The organism is Embleya sp. NBC_00888 (genome assembly GCF_045207655.1).
In the GTDB taxonomy this organism is placed as follows: Bacteria; Actinomycetota; Actinomycetes; order Streptomycetales; family Streptomycetaceae; genus Embleya.
The window spans coordinates 4,777,007-4,794,975 of sequence record NZ_CP108784.1 but is presented as its reverse complement, the minus strand read 5'-3'; the positions used below and the strand labels follow the sequence as shown (position 1 = coordinate 4,794,975).

Below are 17,969 nucleotides of genomic sequence, written 5' to 3'. Positions count from 1 at the left end.
CCACCCCAAAGCAACCCACCGCCCAAGGTCAGCCAAAACCAATCCAGCCCGGCCGGCGCTTGAGGCCACCCAGCCCGGCCGGCGCATGAGGCCAAAACCCCCATCACCCCAACGGGAACTCGCACCAGACCGTCTTGCCCTCGTCCGTGAGCCGACTCCCCCACGACTTGGCGATCGTCGCCACGATCGCCACCCCACGCCCACTCTCGTCGTCGGCCGCGGCCCGCCTCCGCCGCGGCACGTGATCGTCCGCGTCCGAGACCTCGACGATCAACCGCCTGTCGGTGCGCCGAAGGCGCAACCGCATCGGCGCGGCCCCGTGGGTGAGCGCGTTCGCCACGAACTCGCTGACCGCGAGCACGCCCAACTCGCGCAGTTCCTCGCCGACCTGCCAACTCGCCAGCACACCCGACGTGAACGCCCGGCCACGCGCGGCCACCTCGCTGCCGCCGAGCAGGTCCAGCGACGCGGTCCGGAACAACCGGGCCTGGGCACCTTCCCGACGCGGCAGTTGCAGCACCAGCATGGCCATGTCGTCGTCGTGTTCCTCGGGCAACTGCATGTGCGCGATCAGATGGTCGCGGACCGCCTCGGGTTCGCCCACCGACGACAACAGCGCGGCGCCCAGCGTGTCGATGCCCTCGTCCAGGTCCTCGCCCCGGCGCTCGACCAGGCCGTCGGTGTACAGCACCACCGTCGAGCCCGGGTCCAGGGTGATCCGGCCGGAGGTGTGCGGCCAACTCGCACCCGTGCCCAGCGGCGGCCCGTTCGCGTCGTCGAGCTTGTGGATCACGTCCTGGCCGTCGCGGACCAGCGGCGGCAGGTGGCCCGCCGTCGAATAGGTCAGCACACCCTCTCCCGGGTCGTAGACCGCGTACGCGCAGGTGGCGATCTGGGTGGCGTCGATCTCCATCGCGGTCTCGTCGAGCAGTTGCAGGATCTCGTGCGGCGGCAGGTCCAACCGCGCGTACGCCCGGACCGCCGTGCGCAGTTGACCCATCACCGCCGCGGCGCGCACGCCCCGGCCCATCACGTCGCCGATCACCAGCGCGGTGCGGCCCGCGCCCAGGGTGATCACGTCGTACCAGTCGCCGCCCACCGCGGCGTCCGTGCCGCCGGGCAGGTACTTCGCGGCCACGATCAGGTCGTCGGGGTTCTCCAGCCGCTGCGGCAGCAGGCTGCGTTGCAGGGTGACCGCGGCCTGCCGGTGCCGCCGCTCGCTCTCCCGCAGCCGGTCGGTGGCCTGCACCTGGTCGGTGACGTCGACCGCGAAGACCAGCACGCCCCGCGTGTCGCCGCCGCGCCCGGCCGCCTCGGGGCGTACCGGCGTGCAGACGAACGTGTAGTAGCCGTGCCTGCGCTCGCTCTCCGGCATGCCGGGGTACGTCTCGCCGCGATGGTCGACGCGGCGGGCGCGCACCGTCCGCCCGCGCCCGGTCCGGTAGACCTGATCCATCAGTGTCAGCAGCCCGTGCTCGGCCAGCTCGGGCAACGCGTCCCGGGCCGGAACGCCCGATCTGCGCGCGCCGAAGACCGCCCGGTAGGCGTCGTTGACGTAACACAGCTCGTGGTTCGACCCTCGGGTGACCGCGATCAGCGCGGGCGCGTGGGCGAGCACGTCGCGCAACGGGAAGGTGTCGTTCGATTCCTGGCTGCGTGCCGCCGGCACCGAGCGCCGCCGGTCACCGGCCAGCCGGGCGCCCCACCGAGTGATGTTCAACCGCTCGCTTCCTAGGGAGTTCGTTCACGCAAAGCGCATGGAGGTTTACCGCAGGTGACATCACCAGTGTGGGCGAAAGTCGGCCGTGAGGGAATCACGTCCCGTGACCGGGCCTCCGTTCGGGGTACCACAGGAGTGCGCTGTGGCAATGTACGGGACCCGGTCGCGAGACATTCAACCCTCGGGCACCACGGCAGCCTACGAGCCCGCCGGTCGTTCATGCCTACCTGGTGGGCTTGCGGTCGCCTCGGGTGGCGTACTCGAATTCGGCGCGCGGGTGTTCGATCGAACCCAGCGAGACGATCTCGCGCCGGAACATCAGGGACAGCGTCCACTCGGCCATGATGCGCATCTTGCGGTTCAGCGTGGGCACCCGGCTGAGGTGATAGGTGCGGTGCATGAACCACGCCGGCAGGCCCTTGGTCTTGATCCCGTACACCTGCGCGACGCCCTTGTGCAGGCCCAACGAGGCCACCGAACCGGCGTGCTTGTGCCGGTATTGCCGCTGCGGTTGGTCACGCAGCGTGGCGATGATGTTGTCGGCGAGCACCCGCGCCTGGCGCACCGCGTGTTGCGCGCTCGGGCCGGTGAACTCCTCGCCCGACTTGGTCAGATCGGGCACCGCCGCGCAGTCGCCCGCCGTCCACACGCCGGGGACGCCGTCCACCTCCAGCGTCGCGCGCGCCTTGAGCCTGCCCTTGTCGTCCAGCGGCAGGTCGGTGGCGATCAGCATCGGGCTGGGCTTGACGCCCGCCGTCCACACCAGCGTGCTCGCGTCGAGTTCGGTGCCGTCCGAGAGCACCACGTGCCGGTCGCGGGCCGACTCCAGTCGGGTGTTCAGCCGTACGTCGATGCCGCGCCGGCGCAGTTCGGCGACCGTGTACCGGCCCATGTCCTCGCCCACCTCGGGCAGGATCCGCGGCGAGGCCTCGACCAGGATCCAGCGCATGTCCGCCGGAGTGATGTTGTCGTAGTACCGGCACGCGTAGCGGGCCATGTCCTCCAACTCCGCGAGCGCCTCCACGCCCGCGTAGCCGCCGCCGACGAAGACGAAGGTCAACGCGTGGTCGCGGATCGAGGGGTCCCGGGTCGAGGAGGCGGTGTCCATCTGTTCGAGCACGTGGTTGCGCAGCGCGATGGCCTCTTCGACGGTCTTGAAGCCGATGCCCCACTCGGCCAGGCCGGGTATCGGCAGCGTGCGGGCGACCGAGCCGGGCGCGACCACGAGCAGGTCGTAGGAGGCGTCGTAGGTCTCGCCACCGAGCAATTCGATGGTCGCGGTCCGCTTCGCGTGGTTCACGTGCTCCACGGTCCCGGTCACGATGCGGCACTTGGGCAGCACCGAGCGCAGCGGGACCACCACGTGCCGCGGCGAGATGGCGCCGGCCGCGGCCTCCGGGAGGAAGGGCTGGTAGGTCATGTACGACTGCGGTTCGACGACGGTCACCGTCGCCTCTCCCGCCTTGAGTTTCCGTTGCAGGCGAAGGGCCGTGTACATGCCGACGTAGCCGCCGCCGACGATCAGGATGCGCTCGGGCCGAGTCGAGGTCGTCATGCGTCCCACTCTGCCCCTTTCCGGCGGCCACAGACAGATGTTCATCGCGTTTGCGTGCCCCGCACGGTTGGTGACGAGACGTCAGCGGTCAGCGATATCTTCACAACCGTGCTGTCGGATTCCGCTTCTGGGGCGGGGTCGGTTCGGGTAGTCTCGACGCCCTGGGCAAAGCGGGGTCTGGTGGGGGAATCGACACACTTGCCTTTCGGGGGAGACGCTATGAGCGGCGCTTCGCGTACGCGTACCACGAAGACACAGGACACCGGCGACGGCATCGGGGGTCGGCACACGACGACGATCCCGCCGGCTCGCAAGCCGCAACGAAGCCGGCCGGCCGAGCCGTCGCCGCAGTTGCGCACCGACGCCCGGCGCAATCTGGAACAGGTGCTCCGCGCGGCCCGCGAGGTGTTCGGCGAGCTGGGCTACGACGCTCCGATGGAGGAGATAGCCCGCCGCGCCGGGGTCGGGGTGGGCACCATCTACCGCCGCTTCACCGGCAAGGAGGCACTGGTCCAGCGGATCATGATCGCCGAGACCAATCGGCTCACCGCCGAGGCGATCAACGCGCTGGACGAGGAGCCGGACGCGTGGTCCGCCCTCGCGCGCTACTTACGTCGCGCGGTCGGCTCGGGTGCCGGGCGGCTGTTCCCCGCGCTCAGCGGCCGAGTGCCGGTGACCGAGGAGATGAGCTCCTCGCGCGCCGAACTCAACGATGCGGTAGGAGTGTTGGTCGATCGGGCCAAGGCCGGCGGGTTGCTCAGGGCGGACGTCTCGGACGCGGACATCTCGCTGATGATGTCGTGCCTGTTGCCCCCGTCCGGGCTTCCGCATCCACAGCGGTTGACCATCGCCGGCCGGTATCTGGAGATCCTGCTCGACGGCCTGCACGCGGGACACTCGTCCCCGCTGCCCGGGAAGCCGTTCACGCAGGACGAGCTGGACACCCTTTTCCTGAGCTGAGCTGCACCGAGCCGAGCCCGGTCTCCCGGGTTCGCTCTCCCTGACCCACGCACCCGCTTCGCGCCGATCAGCCGCGCACCACGAGCACCGGACACGCCGCGTGGTGCACCACCGCCGTGCTGACCGAGCCGAGCAACAGGCGGGAGAAGCCGCCGGAACCGCGCGAGCCCACCACGACCATTTCGTGCCGCTCGGACATCCCGAGCAGCACCTCGGTCGCCGTCCCCGAATACACCCGGACCTCCGCACGCCCGTCGAACGGCCGCTCGCGTTCGCCGTTCACCTCGGCGAACGTGGTCTCGGTACGGATCCGCAGTTCGGCGAGCACCCGCTCGAGGTCCTCCTGGAAGTTCGGGTCGGGCGCCGGGAGCACATACCCGGGCGTCGCGGGCTGCGCGGTCACCACGTACAACGGCAGGCCGCGCAGCTCGGCCTCGGTCATCGCCCAGTCCAGCGCCCGCCGGGCCGGCTCCGACCCGTCCACGCCGACCACGACGCCCTTCGGCTCAGCGTCGGCCATGGGCCCTCCTCGTCACCGGATCCGGATGTGGAGGGCCCCATACCACCCGGATGTCGCGCGCTCACCTATCCGCGGCAACGCCACCCGGACGGCGGTCAGGCGTGCGCGAGGATCTCCCGCGCGCGCTCGGCCAGCGCGCGCAGGCCGTCGGCGGTGAACCGGCCGGCCGCGTCCTGGTCGCCCATCGCGCCCGCGGTGTAGCGATCGAGCACGCCGGCCAGGATGCACGCGAGCCGCCAGCACGCGAACGCCTGGTACCAGCGGATGTGCGACAGATCCCGACCGGTGGCCGCCGCGTAGCGCGCGGCGAACGCGGCCCGGTCGACGAAGCCCTCGCTCGCGGTGCCGTCGGCGGGCAACAACGCGCCGTCCTCGCCCGCCTCGACCCAGTACATGAGCGTGGTGCCCACGTCCGCGAGCGGATCGCCGAGCGTGCACAGCTCCCAGTCCAGCACGGCCCGCACCGTGCCGTCCGGGCCCAGGATCACGTTGTCGAGCCGAAAGTCGCCGTGCACGATCGTGGCGCCCTGCTGCGCCGGTACGGATGCCGCGAGCGCGTCGTGCACCTCGTCGATCGCCTCGATCCCGGGCACCCGGGTGGCCTCCCACTGGCGATGCCAGCGGCGCAACTGGCGCCCGATGTAGTCCTCGCGACGGCCGAGTTCGCCCAGGCCCACCGCGTCCACGTCCACCGCGTGGATCGCGGCGAGCACGTCCGCGAGTTGCTCTCCGGCCCGCTGCCGGGCCTGCGGCGTGAGCAGCTTCGTCGCGTCCTCGGCGGAGCGGATCACGTGCCCGTCGACGAAGTCCATCACGAAGAACGGCGCGCCGTTGACCGTGTCGTCCGTGCAGAGGCCGAGCACCGGCGGCACCGGCACGTCGGTGCGCCCGGAACCGAGCGCGGCCAGGATCCGGTGCTCGCGGCCCATGTCGTGCGCGGTCGCGAGCACGTGCCCCAACGGGGGCCGACGCAGCACCCAGCGGCGCGCGTCGGCGTCCGAGACCACGTAGGTGAGGTTGGAGCGACCGCCGAGCACGAGGTCGAAGCCGAGTGGTGCGCGCACCTCGGTCCGCTCGGCCAGCCAGGCCGTGATGGCTTCCGGCCGCAACGCCTCGGCCAGGGGACTCTGCGTCATGTTCGCACTCCGCTTCAGATGCCGAGGGAACGGCCGATGATTTCCTTCATGATCTCGTTCGTCCCCCCGTAGATCGATTGCACGCGCGTGTCGATGAAGGCCTTGGCCACCGGGTACTCCAGCATGTAGCCGTAGCCGCCGTGCAGTTGCAGGCAGCGGTCGACCACGCGCTTTTGCAGGTCGGTGGTCCACCACTTGGCCTTCGAGGCCGCGACCGCGTCCAGCTCGCCGGCGATGTGCTTCATGACGCAGTCGTCGACGTACGTGCGCGCGATGTCCAACTCGGTGTCCATCTCCGCCAGTTCGAACCTGGTGTTCTGGAACGAGCCGATCGGGCGGCCGAACGCGGTACGGGTCTTGACGTACTCCAGGGTGTGTGCGAAGACCGTCTCGGCGCCGGCGACCGCCGCGCTCGCGATGCCCAGGCGCTCCTGCGGCAGGTTGTTCATCAGGTGGTAGAAGCCGCGGTTCTCCTCGCCGAGCAGGTTGGCCACCGGCACCCGGACGTCGGCGAAGAACAGTTCGGCGGTGTCCTGCGCCTTCATCCCGATCTTGTCCAGATTGCGCCCGCGCTCGAAGCCCGGCATGTCCCGCTCGACCACGATCAGGCTGATGCCCTTGCTGCCCTTGGCCGCGGGGTCGGTCTTGGCCACCACGATCACCAGGTCGGCGTTGATGCCGTTGGTGATGAAGGTCTTCGCGCCGTTGAGCAGGTAGTGGTCGCCGTCGCGGATCGCGGTGGTGCGCACACCCTGGAGGTCGCTGCCCGCGCCGGGTTCGGTCATCGCGATCGCGGTGATGATCTCACCGGAGCAGAAGCCGGGCAGCCAGCGCTCCTTCTGCTCGTCGGTGGCCAGGTCGTTGAGGTACGGCGCGACCACCTCGTTGTGCAGCCCGAAGCCCACACCCGAGGCGGCCACCCGGATCAGCTCCTCGGACAGCGTCGCGAAGTAGCGGAAGTCGGACACTCCGCCGCCGCCGTAGCGCTCGTCCACATCGATGCCCAGCAGCCCCTGCTTGCCGGCCTTGAGCCAGACCGAGCGGTCCACGATGCCGTCCTTCTCCCACTGGTCGTGGAACGGGACGACCTCGCGCTGGAAGAACTCGCGCGCGGATTCGCGGAACGCGATGTGCTCGGGTTCGAGGTGGCGGTCCCTCATGTGTGTGCTCCCCCTGCGGTGTCGCGGTGGATCGAGCCGAATCGGACATTCCTACCGGTCGGTAGGTGCCACGTGCTCGCATGCTAGGTCCGCACCGAAAGCGGATCAAGGCCCCCACCCCCGAAGCCCCGAAACAACGCCCACCCCACCGCCCGAGCACGCGACCGTCCGCGCGGCGAGCGAAGTGGGCGACGCGAGCGGAGACGCCCGCGGGGGCGACCGCGCGGCGAACGGGACGGGAGGCGCGGATGGGACGAGCGAGCGACCCCGGGAACGGGGCGCCCATGTCCGCTCAGGCGCGCTGGGCCGGGCAGACGGGCTCCCGGGCACCGGAACCACCGCATCGCGCCGCGACCGGCGGGCACGCCCGAGCGGTCGCGTCGGGCGACGGCTGCGGCCAGGTCCGCCCGGAGGGTGGCCGTTCACGCACCCCGCGCGGGCGGGCGCCGCGTCCTGATCGATGGCGGGCCCGGCGGGCAAGCGCGCGGTGGTGGCCCGGAGGCCCCGTGGCCACGGGTCATCGTGGCGGCCTCCGGGCGTGGTCGGGGGTGCCGCGACCCTCGGTGGCCGTGCCGAGGGTGCGGCGGGCTGTGGTCGACGGCGCGCGTGCGATCCGGGCGTGGGCGGGCACGCGACCGCGCAAGGCGTGCCCGCCGTCCACCCGACCGCGCGAAGGCGTGCGCGCCCTTTGCGCGGCCGGGTGAAGGCGTGTGCGGGGTTCAGGCGACGGCGGCCATGCGGATACCTGGGGCGGAGCTGGGGGTTGCGTCCCAGCGCATGACTCGGCCCTCCCAGACGCCGCGCAGCCACAGTTCGGCCGAGACGATGTCGGCGAGCGCGCCCAGCGGCAGGTCGGGTCGCGCGGCCGGTTCGCCCTTGCCGAGGTTCGGGCCGCCGATCGCCCGGTCGAGCGTGTGCCGCACCTCGACCGGATCGAGCACACCCAGTTCGGCCAGCAGCGGATCGGCGAACAGATCGCGCAGCACGCGCGCGTTCAGCCGCAACCCGCGCCGCTCCGCCTCGGTGTAGTCGGCCCGATGCACCTCGCCCAGCGTGTGTCGGGGCAACAACCCCTGCACGGCCGCGGTGAGCAGCGCCCTGGGCCCGTCGTCCCGATCGCGCGCCCAGGCCGGCAGGGACAACCCCGCCCGCACCACGGCGGTGTCCAGGTACGGCGCCTGGACCCGCACCCCGATCCGCTCGGCGAGCTGCTGGCAGGCACGTTGCCGCTCAGCCGCCCGGCGGACCGCGACCCATGCGGCGCGGTCCCCCGGACGGCCGTGCACCGCCGGGTCCGCGGCGACAACGGATCCGGCGGAGACCACCGACTCGCCCGCGAGGCGGCGCAGCGACACGGCAAGACGGCGGCGCATGTCCGGCGTCGTCCAGACCGCCGTGGGGGCCGCGGTGCACCACGCGATCGCGGCGGCCGGGCCCGGGGCCACCCGACCGGAACCCGCGAAGACCTCGGCGAGTTGGTCGAGCGCCTGGGAGAAGGTGGTACGCGCGACCCGGTTCGCGGTGCTCGCGAGCTCGTGGCCGCTCATGCCCAGATTGCGCGCCCAGGTGCGGGCGTGTCGGGCGGTGGTCATCCGGCGGCGGTCCATCGCCAGGTCGGCGAGGTAGGCGAGCGGGGTGCCCAGCACCGCGTCCCCGCCGTAGCCGGTGATGTGCATGTCGATGCCGGCGTCGCGAATGGCGTTGAGGGTACGGGTGGTTCGGGCCATGCCGATCAGCGAGAAGCCCGGTTCGTCGGGCATCACCGCGCCGCCGAGCACGTCCTCCAGGCCGGTGTAGGGCAGGTGGTCGACGCCGCCCGGGATCACCAGGTGTCGCAGCCGCGCCGAGCGGGCGACGATGTCGGCGGCGGACTCCGGGTCGCCGGGGGCGCACGGCTCGGCCCAGGTGACCGCGAGCAGGTCGCGCGACTTGGCCATCGACACCGAGCGGGCGCCGAGCAGCGCGAGCACCGCCGAGTCCCGTCCACCGGACAGATCCGCGCCGGGGCGCTTGGATCCGGCCACCCGCCGGCCGACCGCGTCGTTCAGCGCACGACCCAGCGCGTCGGCGGCGCCGGGGAAGTCGAGCGGGGAGCGGTGCTGTTCGTACAGCCGGACCCGCGCGACGCCGTGTGCGACGTCCAGCGCATGGCCTGGTTCCAGCCGGCCGACTCCCACGAACATCGAGCGTCCGGCCACCAGTTCGGGCACATCGGGGCAGGCGAGTCGGGCCGCGAACGCCTCGGTGTCCAGGCCCGCCCTGGTCAGGTCGGCGAGCGGGAGCGCGTGCGAGGCGTAGACCACGCCGTCGGCCGGCTCGGCGTGGAACACCTGGCGTACGCCCGCGAGATCACCGAGCACCACGGTGCGCAGGCCGGTACGCAGCACGACGTGATAGCTGCCGGCCCACCCGGTCAGGTGGCGCAGCGCGCCGCCGCGGGCGACCGCGAGACCGACCTCGAGCTCGGCGTCGGTGGCGCCGCACACCCCGAGCACCGCCATCCGCATCCCGCCCCGGCTGACCACCCGGACCTCGTCCGCGGGCCAATCCCCCACCAGCCACAGCGGATCGGAGCCATCCCACAGCGTCCTGGCCCCGGTCGGCCGGGTCACGCTCCGACTCTCGGACGTCCCTGCGAACCAGCGCATCTCGACCCCCTTCGGGTAACGGCTCCGCGCGAACCACCATGGATACCGGCCGTATGTGCTCCGACACTTCCATGGAACCAAGGTTAGGCAAGCCTGAGTAGAGCGCATCCGACGGCGCACGGGGACACACACCCGGCGCATGGTTCCTTTTGACCGTGCCTGGGTACTGACGCGCCGTCAAGTACGTTCTGTCAATGATTGCGACCGGGCCTTGGCGACGGCTTGGCCAAGCGTTGTCCCGGCGGCGGCTCGACCACGAACGACACGTGAAATCCCGTCGCGCGACACCCCGGAATGGCGAATATCTCCCTTACCGACGGTGGCCGGTCCGGTTACGCTGAGGCGGACGGAGGGTTGCCTTTGGGGGCAAACTATGCGCGGCAGTCCCAAGCAGGATCAGTCGGGGCGTTGTGCTCCCGGCCACGGTGACCCGGAGGTCCCCGATCCGGGGGTGGTGAGCGGAGGCGTCGGCGCCGGGTCCGACGGCTCCTTCGGCGATTCCCCGGCCGGCGCCGAGCAGGCGCCCCCCGACCGCGTCCGTCTCGTCCCCGCGCCCGACCACACCGGCCCGGAGGCCGTCGACCCCCGCCCCCGGACCCCGCGCGAACGCGGACCCAACGGCCGACTCGGCGAACTGCTGGGCGTCGCCGGGGTCAGCAACGCCGGGCTCGCCCGCCGGGTCAACGATCTGGGCGCGCGGCGCGGCCTGTCCCTCCGCTACGACAAGACCTCCGTGGCCCGCTGGGTCGGCAAGGGGATGACTCCACAGGGCCCCGTGCCGCACCTGATCGCGGCCGTGCTCGCGGAGCGCCTGGGCCGCCCGGTGCCGCTGGAGGAGATCGGCCTGGACGACAGCCGGCCGGTGGATCCCGATCTCGGTCTGGCCTTCCCACGCGACGTCGGGGAGGCAGTTCGCACCGCCACCGACCTGTGGAGGCACGACCACGTGAATCGACGCGAGTTGCTCGCCGGGACGTTCGCCGTCACCGCCTACGGCACCCCGATGGCCCGATGGTTGATCACCCCCGCGGACGCCCGCGCCGAGCACCGCGGCACCGGGTCGCACGTCGGCCACAGCGACGTCACCAAGCTGCGCGAGGCGGCCGAGGAGGCCCGCCGGTGGGACAGCAAGTACGGCGGCGGCGACTGGCGGGCGTCGATGGTGCCGGAGTGTCTGCGCTGCGACGCGACGCCGCTGCTGCGCGGCAGCTACCACGACGACGTGGGCCGCCGGCTGTTCGGCGCCACCGCCGAACTCTCCCGGCTGGCCGGGTGGATGGCCTTCGACACCGGCCAACACGAGGTCGCGCAGCGCTACTACATCCAGGCCCTGCGGCTGGCCCGCGCCGCGGCGGACGTACCGCTGGGCGGCTACGTGCTCGCGTCGATGAGCCTGCAGGCCACCTATCGCGGCAACCCCGACATCGCGGTGGACCTCGCGCAAGCCGCCATCGAGCGGAACAAGGGCATCGCGACCGCGCGGGTGACCGGCTTCCTGCACCTGGTCGAGGCCCGCGCCCAGGCCCGGGCCGGCGACGCGGCGGGCTGCGGACGGGCGCTGAACGCGGCCGAGGCGCACCTGGAGCGATCCCGCCCGGGCGACGCCGACCCGGAGTGGATCGACTTCTTCACGTGGGATCGACTGTGCGCGGACGGCGCCGAGTGCTACCGCGACCTCGGCATGCCCGAGCGCACCCGCTACTTCACCGCGCAGGCGCTCGCGGGCCTGCGCGGCGAGGCGTTCCAGCGTTCGCACGGATTGCGGTTGGCCGTGGGCGCCCAGGCCGAGTTGCGCGCGGGCGAGATCGAGGCGGCGTGCGCGACCGGCCGACAGGCCCTGGAGATCGCCGACCGGGTGCACTCGTCCCGCAACGCGGCCTACCTCAACGACCTGATGGTCGGCCTCAAGCCGTACGCCGACGTGCGCGCGGTCAAGGACTTCACCGAACGCGCCAGGCTGGTCGGCGGAATCACCGTCTGAGCCGCATCGGGACCGTCCCCGCGACCGGCGCGGGCAACCGTGCGGCGCCGTCCCGGAAAACGCCGCAGGCCCGACATGTGCATGTCGGGCCTGCGATCCAAGTAGCGGGGACAGGATTTGAACCTGCGACCTCTGGGTTATGAGCCCAGCGAGCTACCGAGCTGCTCCACCCCGCGTCGGTAAACCCAACTGTACGCCATCGCGACCGTGCCCACGACCAATTCCCGCGAGGGCCGGCCCGTCCGTTCGGGCGGGCCGCGGGCCGGGTCCGGCCGGCTCTCCCGGGGCGAAGATCGATTCCCGTACGGAGAAAGGCCGTTCCTGTCCGATTCGAACCGGTGGCAAGCGATCGCGGGCACGATATGGTTCCGGGCCGTAGAGGGGGCGGGTCGCCCACCGGGGGCGGGCCGATGTGCGCCGGCGACAGCCGTGGCAGCGGCGGAGCGGGATGTGTCCTGAGATGACCGAGAGATCCGGCTGCCCGTACGCGGCCCTGACCGGCCCGCGCTTCGAGACCGACCCGGCCGGCCTGTACCGGGAACTGCGCGAACGGCACGGTCCCGTCGCACCGGTGGTGCTCGAGGGCGACGTGCGGGCGTGGCTGGTCCTGGGCTATCACGAGGTGCTGGCCGTGCTGCGCGATCCGGTCCTGTTCTCGCACGACTCGCGGTTGTGGCGCGACCGGATCAAGGGCCTGGTCCCGGACGACTGGCCGCCGGCGCCGATGGTCGAGTATCGCCCGTCGGTCCTGTGCGCCGACGGGGCCGAGCACCGAAGGCGCAGCACGGCCGTCGCGCACAGCCTGGGCCGGGTCGACCGGCGGGCCCTGCGGGGCGAGATCGAGCACATGGCCGACTCGCTGATCGACACGTTCGTCACCCGGGGCGAGGCCGACCTGCTCACCGAGTACGCGCAACGGCTGCCACTGTTGGCGATGGGCCGGATGGTCGGCATGCCCGCCCCGGACGGACCGCACCTGGTCCGGGCGATCAACGGGATGTTCGACGGCGGTCCGGACGCGCTCGCGCATCAACGGGCCTTCCACAAGATGATCACCGACCTGGTCGCGGCCAAGCGCCTCACGCCGGGCGCGGACGTCACGTCCTGGCTGATCGCGCACCCGGCCGGGCTGACCGACGCCGAGGTGATCGAGGACCTGCTCGTGATCACCCCGACCGAGCCCACCGCCAACTGGATCGGCAACGCGCTGCGCATCCTGCTGACCGACCACGACCTGCACGCGTCCCTCACCGGCGGCCGGCACACCACCGACGAAGCGCTGGACGAGGTGTTGTGGCAGGACCCGCCGATGCAGAACGCGGCCGGTCGCTGGGCCACCGAGGACACCGTGCTCGGCGGCACCGTGATTCGCGGCGGCGATTTCCTGGTGCTGGGCATCGCGGCCGCGAACGCCGACCCCGCCGTACGGACGGCCGGCACCGAACTAACAGGCAATCGCGCGCACTTGGCCTGGGGCGGCGGGCCGCACATGTGTCCCGCGCGAGACCACGCCCGGCTGATCGCCAAGACCGCCGTGGACACGCTGCTCGACCGGCTGCCCGACCTGCGCCTGGCCGTCCGCCCGGACAGGCTCACCTGGCGATCCTCCCCCTGGATCCGCGCCCTCGCCGCGCTGCCGGTCGCCTTCACCCCCGACCACCCGATCCACGGCGGCGCCCCCTGGCCGGCACCCGCCGCCCAGCCGGACCCGACCCCCGAGCCGGCTCCCACCCCCGCGCCGCCGACGCCCGAGCCCGTACCCACACCCGCACCGCCCGTGCGGCAGGACCCGGTCCCCTCCCCGGCGCCGGCCGCGTCCACCGCGTGGTGGTCCCCGGCGAGGTGGCGTCGCGGCCGGTGAGCCGACCGGTCGGCGACCGGCGTCCGCCGTCCGACACCCCCTCCCGGCCCGCACCGTCTAGGGTCGAAGGCCGGAGGTGTGCTCTCACATGACGTTGACCTACGACGTGGTGGTGGTCGGCGGCGGGATCGTCGGCCTGGCCACCGCGTACGCGATCACCGAACGCGACCCCGGACGCACCGTCGCCGTGGTCGAGAAGGAGACCTCGTGGGCGGCCCACCAAACCGGCCGCAACTCGGGGGTGATCCACTCCGGCCTCTACTACCGCCCGGGCAGCCTCAAGGCACGGTTCGCCGTCGAGGGCGCCCGCCGGATGACGGACTTCTGCGCCCGGCACGACATCGCGCACGACGTCACCGGCAAGCTCGTGGTCGCCACCAGCGTGCACGAACTCCCGCGCCTGCGCGCGCTGTACGAGCGCGGCCTGGCGAACGGCGTGCCGGTCACCGAACTGGGCACCGAGCAGGTCCGCGAACGCGAGCCGCACGTCCTGTCCGTCGGCGGCCTGCACGTGGCCTCCACCGGCATCGTGGACTACGCCGACGTGTGTCGGACCCTGGTCGCGCTGCTGCACGAACGCGGTGTCGCGCTGCGCACCGGCGCGGGCGTGGTCGACCTGGCCGTGCATCCGGACGAGGTGGTCGTCCAGACCCGGCTCGGCGAGCTGCGCGGGCGGATCCTGGTCAACTGCGCGGGCCTGTACAGCGACCGGATCGCGGCGCTGGCGGGCGATCCGCCGCCGGTGCGGATCGTCCCGTTCCGCGGCGAATACCACGAACTGGTGCCCTCACGACGCGGGTTGGTGCGCGGGCTGGTCTACCCGGTGCCCGATCCGGCCTTCCCGTTCCTGGGCGTGCACCTGACCCGGGGCATCCACGGCGACGTGCACGTGGGGCCCAACGCGGTCCTGGCGCTGCGTCGCGAAGGCTACTCGTGGGCCCGGATCGCGCCGCGCGAACTGGCCGAGACCCTGGCCTACCCGGGCATGTGGCACATCGCGCGCCGACACTGGCGCTACGGCGCGGGCGAGTTGCTGCGCTCGGTGGCCAAGCCCGCGATGGTGCGCGAGGTGCAGCGACTGCTGCCCGAGGTCACCGCGAACGACCTGGTCCGGGCCCCGGCGGGAGTGCGTGCCCAGGCGGTCCGGCCCAACGGCGATCTGGTCGACGACTTCCTGATCACCGGCGGCCCGCGCACGATCCACGTACTGAACGCGCCCTCGCCCGCCGCGACCGCGTCGCTGCCGATCGGGGACGAGATCGCCACCAGGGTCGGCGAACGCCTGGGCGCACTCGCCGGCCGCTGACCCCGGACCGGGATCGGGTGCGCGGAACGTCCGGGCGCGGTCGCCGTCCGCCGGTCCGGCACGAGATCATGGGCGCGGGCCGGCGATCGGGGGACTGTTGTGGCCGTGAAATCCGCCTTTCCGCGGATCCTGTCCGTGGGCGCCGCGTTCGTGCTGTGCCTGCTGTGCGTGCTGCTCGGCGGCCACCCGCCGGCGCACGCGGACACCCCGGGAGCCCGGTTGGTGATCTCCCCGGGCGGGCCGCTGCGCCCGGGTGACGTGGTGACGCTTCGGGGCACCGGGCACACCGGCTGTGCCGGCGGTCGGGTCGACGTGATCGGGTACGACGCGCGGCTGCGCTCGAACGTGATGGGCGCCGACCGGCTGATCGCGGCGGACGTCCCGATCGACCCGGCGCGGGATCACGGCTTCACCGTGCGCTTCACCCTGGACCCGCCGATCTACACCGGCGATCAGGGCTTCCGCACGGTGTGCACGGACCGGGGCTCGGTGGTCCACCCCGCGCCGATGGCACAGGCCACGTTCGCCTATCCGGAGAGCGAACCCGGCAATCCGAACGGCTTCCCGGCGCCGGGTCCGCCGCCGGCGACCCTGGCGACCCGGCGGCTGGTGGTCGAGCCGGCCGAGGCCGCGCCCGAGGCGCCGGTCACCGTGTGGACCGATCTGCGCTGCGGCCCGGCCTACGCGACGCACAGCGGCGCGCTCTTCTGGGACGGTCGCTTCGTCACCACGTTCTACGCCCCGGCCGAGTACGAGGGACCCCGGGCACTGCGGGTACGCATCCCGCAGACGCCCGTGCGCGGCGGGCACAAGTTCACCGTGTCCTGCCTGGCCGGCCGGGAAGGTTTCGGCGTCGTCGACGCGGACACCGTCCTGGGCGCCGAACTCGCGGTCGCACCCGCCACGTTCACCCTCTCCGCGACCCGGGCCGGCGGCGGCGACCGGATCCGGGCGAGCGGAACGGGCTTCACCGGCTGCGCCGCGCGGCTGGACGGCGCGCCGGCCGAGGTGGCGATCCGCCGGGGCGACCGGGAGCTGGCCCGGGTGCCGGTCGGCCCGGACGGCCGGGTGGAGGGCGAGCTGACCGTGCCCGCCGGGCTGCCCGAGGGACCGGCCGAGCTCACCGCGGCGTGCGCCACCGAGCGCCTGGACGGCAGCGTCCGGCTCGCGCTCACCGTGCTGCCGACCCGAAGTCCGGCCGAGGCCTCGGCGGAGGCGGGCCGATCCACCGACCGCACCGACTCCGCGCGCCGCCTGCCCTCCCCCGACGATCTGCTCGACCACCCCGCGCCCCTGGCGGCGGCCGGTGTCGGCACGGCGCTCGCGCTCCCGCTGATCGGCTTCGCGGCCGAGTTGTTCAACAAGACCGTGGAGGAGAACCGGCTACGGATCCGTCGCCGGCTGCGGCCCGGCGCGGCCCGCCCGCGCTCGATGCCCCGAGCGCCCCGACTCCAGGTACTCGTCTTCGTCGCGCTGTCCGCGCTCGGCACCGTCGCGGTCGAACCGAACGTCGCCCTGGACACCGGCACGTACGCGCTCGCGCTGTCCCTGCTGATCGCGATCCCGCTCACCGTGCTCGCCTACTCCGGCGTGGCCGAGGCGTACCGCCGGCGCGTCTCGCGGATCCGCGCCTTCCCGCACCTGGTCCCCGGCGCCCTGGTGGTCGCGCTGCTGCTGGGGATCGGGTCCCGGCTCGGGCACCTGGTGCCGGGCTACCTCTACGGGCTGTTCCTGGCCTTCACCCACGCCGGGCTGCGCCGGTTGTCCGAGCGCGAGGACGGACGGGCCGGCGCGTTGGGCGCGTGGGCGCTCGCCGGGCTCGGCGTGAGCGCGTGGGTGTGGCGGATCCCGGTCGAGCACGTACTGGCCGACGACGAGACGCCGGCCTTCGGCTGGGTACTGGCCGAGAACGTGCTCACCCAGACCTACGTCGCCGCGGTGATCGGTCTGCTCTTCGGCCTGCTGCCGATCCGCTTCCTGGACGGGCACCTGCTGTGGCGCTGGAGCCGCCGGGGCTGGGCGGCGGTGTACGCCGTCGCGGTGTTCCTGTTCCTGCTCACCCTGCTCGACCCGACCGGCGTGAGCACGGGCGCGACCCGGGAGATGTGGCTGCGCGCGGTGTGGTTGTTCGGCGCCTTCCTGATCGCGTCCGTGGCGTTCTGGGCGGTGTTCCGGCTGCGCCCGGGACCGCCGCCGGGTCCGCCGGGACCGCGCCCCGCGCCGATCGCGTCGACGGTGCCCGGACCCACGGGCGCGCCGCCGCCGATGCCCGGTGTTCCCCCGACGATCGGCCGATCGTAGGTTCGGCCGTAAAATCCTTGTCTTATGTCCCCTCTTCCCGGCGCCTCGACCGCCTCCGGCGTCCCGATCACCGATCGACCGATCCGACACCTCGCGACCGTGCGCAGCTTCACCCCTCGACGGGGGCGGGTCACCCTCGCCCAGCGCGACGCGCTGGACCGGCTGTGGGAGCGGTGGGGATTCGACGTCGCGGACCGGCGGCTGGACCTGGGCGAGTTGTTCGGCGACGACCGTCCGGTGGTGCTGGAGGTCGGCTTCGGCATGGGCGAGACCACGGCGGCGATGGCCGAGGCCGATCCGGGCACCAACGTGCTCGCCATCGACGTGCACACCCCGGGCCAGGGCAGCCTGCTGCACGACGCCGAGCGCCGGGGGCTGACGAACATACGGGTGGCCAACGGCGACGCGATCGAACTGCTCCGGGACATGTTGCCGCCCGCCTGCCTGGCGGGCATCCGGGTCTTCTTCTCCGACCCGTGGCCCAAGACCCGCCACCACAAGCGCCGGCTGATCCAGCCCGGCTTCGCCGCGCTCGCCGCGTCGCGGCTGGTCCCGGGCGGGACGCTGCACTGCGCGACGGACTGGGCGCACTACGCGCAATGGATGCTCGACGTGCTCTCCGCCGAGCCCGAACTGGTCAACACCGTCGACGGCTACGCACTCCGGCCGAGTTGGCGACCGGTCACCCGCTTCGAACAGCAGGGGCTGGACAAGGGCCACGAGGTCGCGGATCTGCTGTTCCGCCGCCGCTGATCCGGCGCTCGGCCCGAGGCGACCACATCCGAGGCGCGCCGGCCCGGCCCGATCTCGGCAAGGCACCC

Annotated in this window: 12 protein-coding genes and 1 tRNA gene; 6 read left to right on the top strand and 7 right to left on the bottom strand. The window is 72.7% G+C overall.

Translation table 11 applies throughout. The features are described from left to right. Positions 1–103: 103 nt before the first annotated feature. Together OG948_RS20215 and OG948_RS20210 are read right to left on the bottom strand one after the other, a co-directional pair. Complete coding sequence (locus OG948_RS20215) at positions 104–1,720, bottom strand: SpoIIE family protein phosphatase (RefSeq protein WP_406297863.1); 1,617 nt, start codon at positions 1,718–1,720, stop codon at positions 104–106. Positions 1,721–1,943: 223 nt separating this feature from the next. After that, the gene (locus tag OG948_RS20210) at positions 1,944–3,275 is read right to left on the bottom strand and encodes an NAD(P)/FAD-dependent oxidoreductase (protein ID WP_406297862.1); all 1,332 of its coding nucleotides are present in this window, start codon (positions 3,273–3,275) and stop codon (positions 1,944–1,946) included. A gap of 219 nt (positions 3,276–3,494) precedes the next feature. Between OG948_RS20210 and OG948_RS20205 the strand changes: the two genes are divergently transcribed. Further along, the gene (locus OG948_RS20205; RefSeq protein WP_395864490.1) at positions 3,495–4,235 is read left to right on the top strand and encodes a TetR/AcrR family transcriptional regulator; all 741 of its coding nucleotides are present in this window, start codon (positions 3,495–3,497) and stop codon (positions 4,233–4,235) included. 67 nt (positions 4,236–4,302) lie between these two features. On the opposite strand, the gene OG948_RS20200 is transcribed toward OG948_RS20205, so the two are convergent. From OG948_RS20200 to OG948_RS20185, 4 genes are all read right to left on the bottom strand, one after another. Next, positions 4,303–4,755: a universal stress protein gene (locus OG948_RS20200; protein ID WP_406297861.1), complete on the bottom strand. Its 453-nt coding sequence runs from the start codon at positions 4,753–4,755 to the stop codon at positions 4,303–4,305. 95 nt (positions 4,756–4,850) lie between these two features. Continuing rightward, positions 4,851–5,891, bottom strand: coding sequence for a phosphotransferase family protein (locus OG948_RS20195; RefSeq protein ID WP_406297860.1), 1,041 nt, complete (start codon positions 5,889–5,891; stop codon positions 4,851–4,853). A 14-nt stretch (positions 5,892–5,905) separates the two neighbouring features. Beyond that, positions 5,906–7,051, bottom strand: a complete 1,146-nt coding sequence (locus OG948_RS20190) for an acyl-CoA dehydrogenase family protein (RefSeq protein WP_406297859.1) — start codon at positions 7,049–7,051, stop codon at positions 5,906–5,908. A 719-nt stretch (positions 7,052–7,770) separates the two neighbouring features. Beyond that, on the bottom strand, positions 7,771–9,699 hold the full coding sequence (locus OG948_RS20185) for an albusnodin/ikarugamycin family macrolactam cyclase (protein ID WP_406297858.1): 1,929 nt from the start codon (positions 9,697–9,699) through the stop codon (positions 7,771–7,773). Positions 9,700–10,150: 451 nt separating this feature from the next. On the opposite strand from OG948_RS20185, the gene OG948_RS20180 reads away from it, so the two are divergent. Beyond that, positions 10,151–11,680, top strand: a complete 1,530-nt coding sequence (locus OG948_RS20180; protein ID WP_406297857.1) for an MFS transporter — start codon at positions 10,151–10,153, stop codon at positions 11,678–11,680. A 102-nt stretch (positions 11,681–11,782) separates the two neighbouring features. Here the strand turns inward: OG948_RS20180 and OG948_RS20175 are convergent. Further along, positions 11,783–11,856 (bottom strand) — tRNA-Met (locus OG948_RS20175). A gap of 284 nt (positions 11,857–12,140) precedes the next feature. On the opposite strand from OG948_RS20175, the gene OG948_RS20170 reads away from it, so the two are divergent. The 4 genes from OG948_RS20170 to trmB all read left to right on the top strand — a co-directional run bounded on the left by OG948_RS20170 (position 12,141) and on the right by trmB (position 17,901). Beyond that, positions 12,141–13,541, top strand: a complete 1,401-nt coding sequence (locus OG948_RS20170; RefSeq protein WP_406297856.1) for a cytochrome P450 — start codon at positions 12,141–12,143, stop codon at positions 13,539–13,541. Between the two features lie 88 nt (positions 13,542–13,629). After that, positions 13,630–14,847: an L-2-hydroxyglutarate oxidase gene (lhgO, locus tag OG948_RS20165; protein ID WP_406297855.1), complete on the top strand. Its 1,218-nt coding sequence runs from the start codon at positions 13,630–13,632 to the stop codon at positions 14,845–14,847. A gap of 105 nt (positions 14,848–14,952) precedes the next feature. Further along, positions 14,953–17,148: an FGLLP motif-containing membrane protein gene (locus OG948_RS20160; protein WP_406297854.1), complete on the top strand. Its 2,196-nt coding sequence runs from the start codon at positions 14,953–14,955 to the stop codon at positions 17,146–17,148. A gap of 24 nt (positions 17,149–17,172) precedes the next feature. Continuing rightward, the gene (gene trmB, locus OG948_RS20155; RefSeq protein WP_406297853.1) at positions 17,173–17,901 is read left to right on the top strand and encodes a tRNA (guanosine(46)-N7)-methyltransferase TrmB; all 729 of its coding nucleotides are present in this window, start codon (positions 17,173–17,175) and stop codon (positions 17,899–17,901) included. The last annotated feature ends 68 nt before the right edge of the window (positions 17,902–17,969 follow it).

Bases quoted from the DNA above. Each gene is read 5' to 3' on its own strand.
- OG948_RS20210 (WP_406297862.1), bottom strand. From the start codon at position 3,275: ATGACGACCTCGACTCGGCCCGAGCGCATCCTGATCGTCGGCGGCGGC.
- OG948_RS20205 (WP_395864490.1), top strand. From the start codon at position 3,495: ATGAGCGGCGCTTCGCGTACGCGTACCACGAAGACACAGGACACCGGC.
- OG948_RS20200 (WP_406297861.1), bottom strand. From the start codon at position 4,755: ATGGCCGACGCTGAGCCGAAGGGCGTCGTGGTCGGCGTGGACGGGTCG.
- OG948_RS20195 (WP_406297860.1), bottom strand. From the start codon at position 5,891: ATGACGCAGAGTCCCCTGGCCGAGGCGTTGCGGCCGGAAGCCATCACG.
- OG948_RS20190 (WP_406297859.1), bottom strand. From the start codon at position 7,051: ATGAGGGACCGCCACCTCGAACCCGAGCACATCGCGTTCCGCGAATCC.
- OG948_RS20185 (WP_406297858.1), bottom strand. From the start codon at position 9,699: ATGCGCTGGTTCGCAGGGACGTCCGAGAGTCGGAGCGTGACCCGGCCG.
- OG948_RS20170 (WP_406297856.1), top strand. From the start codon at position 12,141: ATGACCGAGAGATCCGGCTGCCCGTACGCGGCCCTGACCGGCCCGCGC.
- lhgO (WP_406297855.1), top strand. From the start codon at position 13,630: ATGACGTTGACCTACGACGTGGTGGTGGTCGGCGGCGGGATCGTCGGC.
- trmB (WP_406297853.1), top strand. From the start codon at position 17,173: ATGTCCCCTCTTCCCGGCGCCTCGACCGCCTCCGGCGTCCCGATCACC.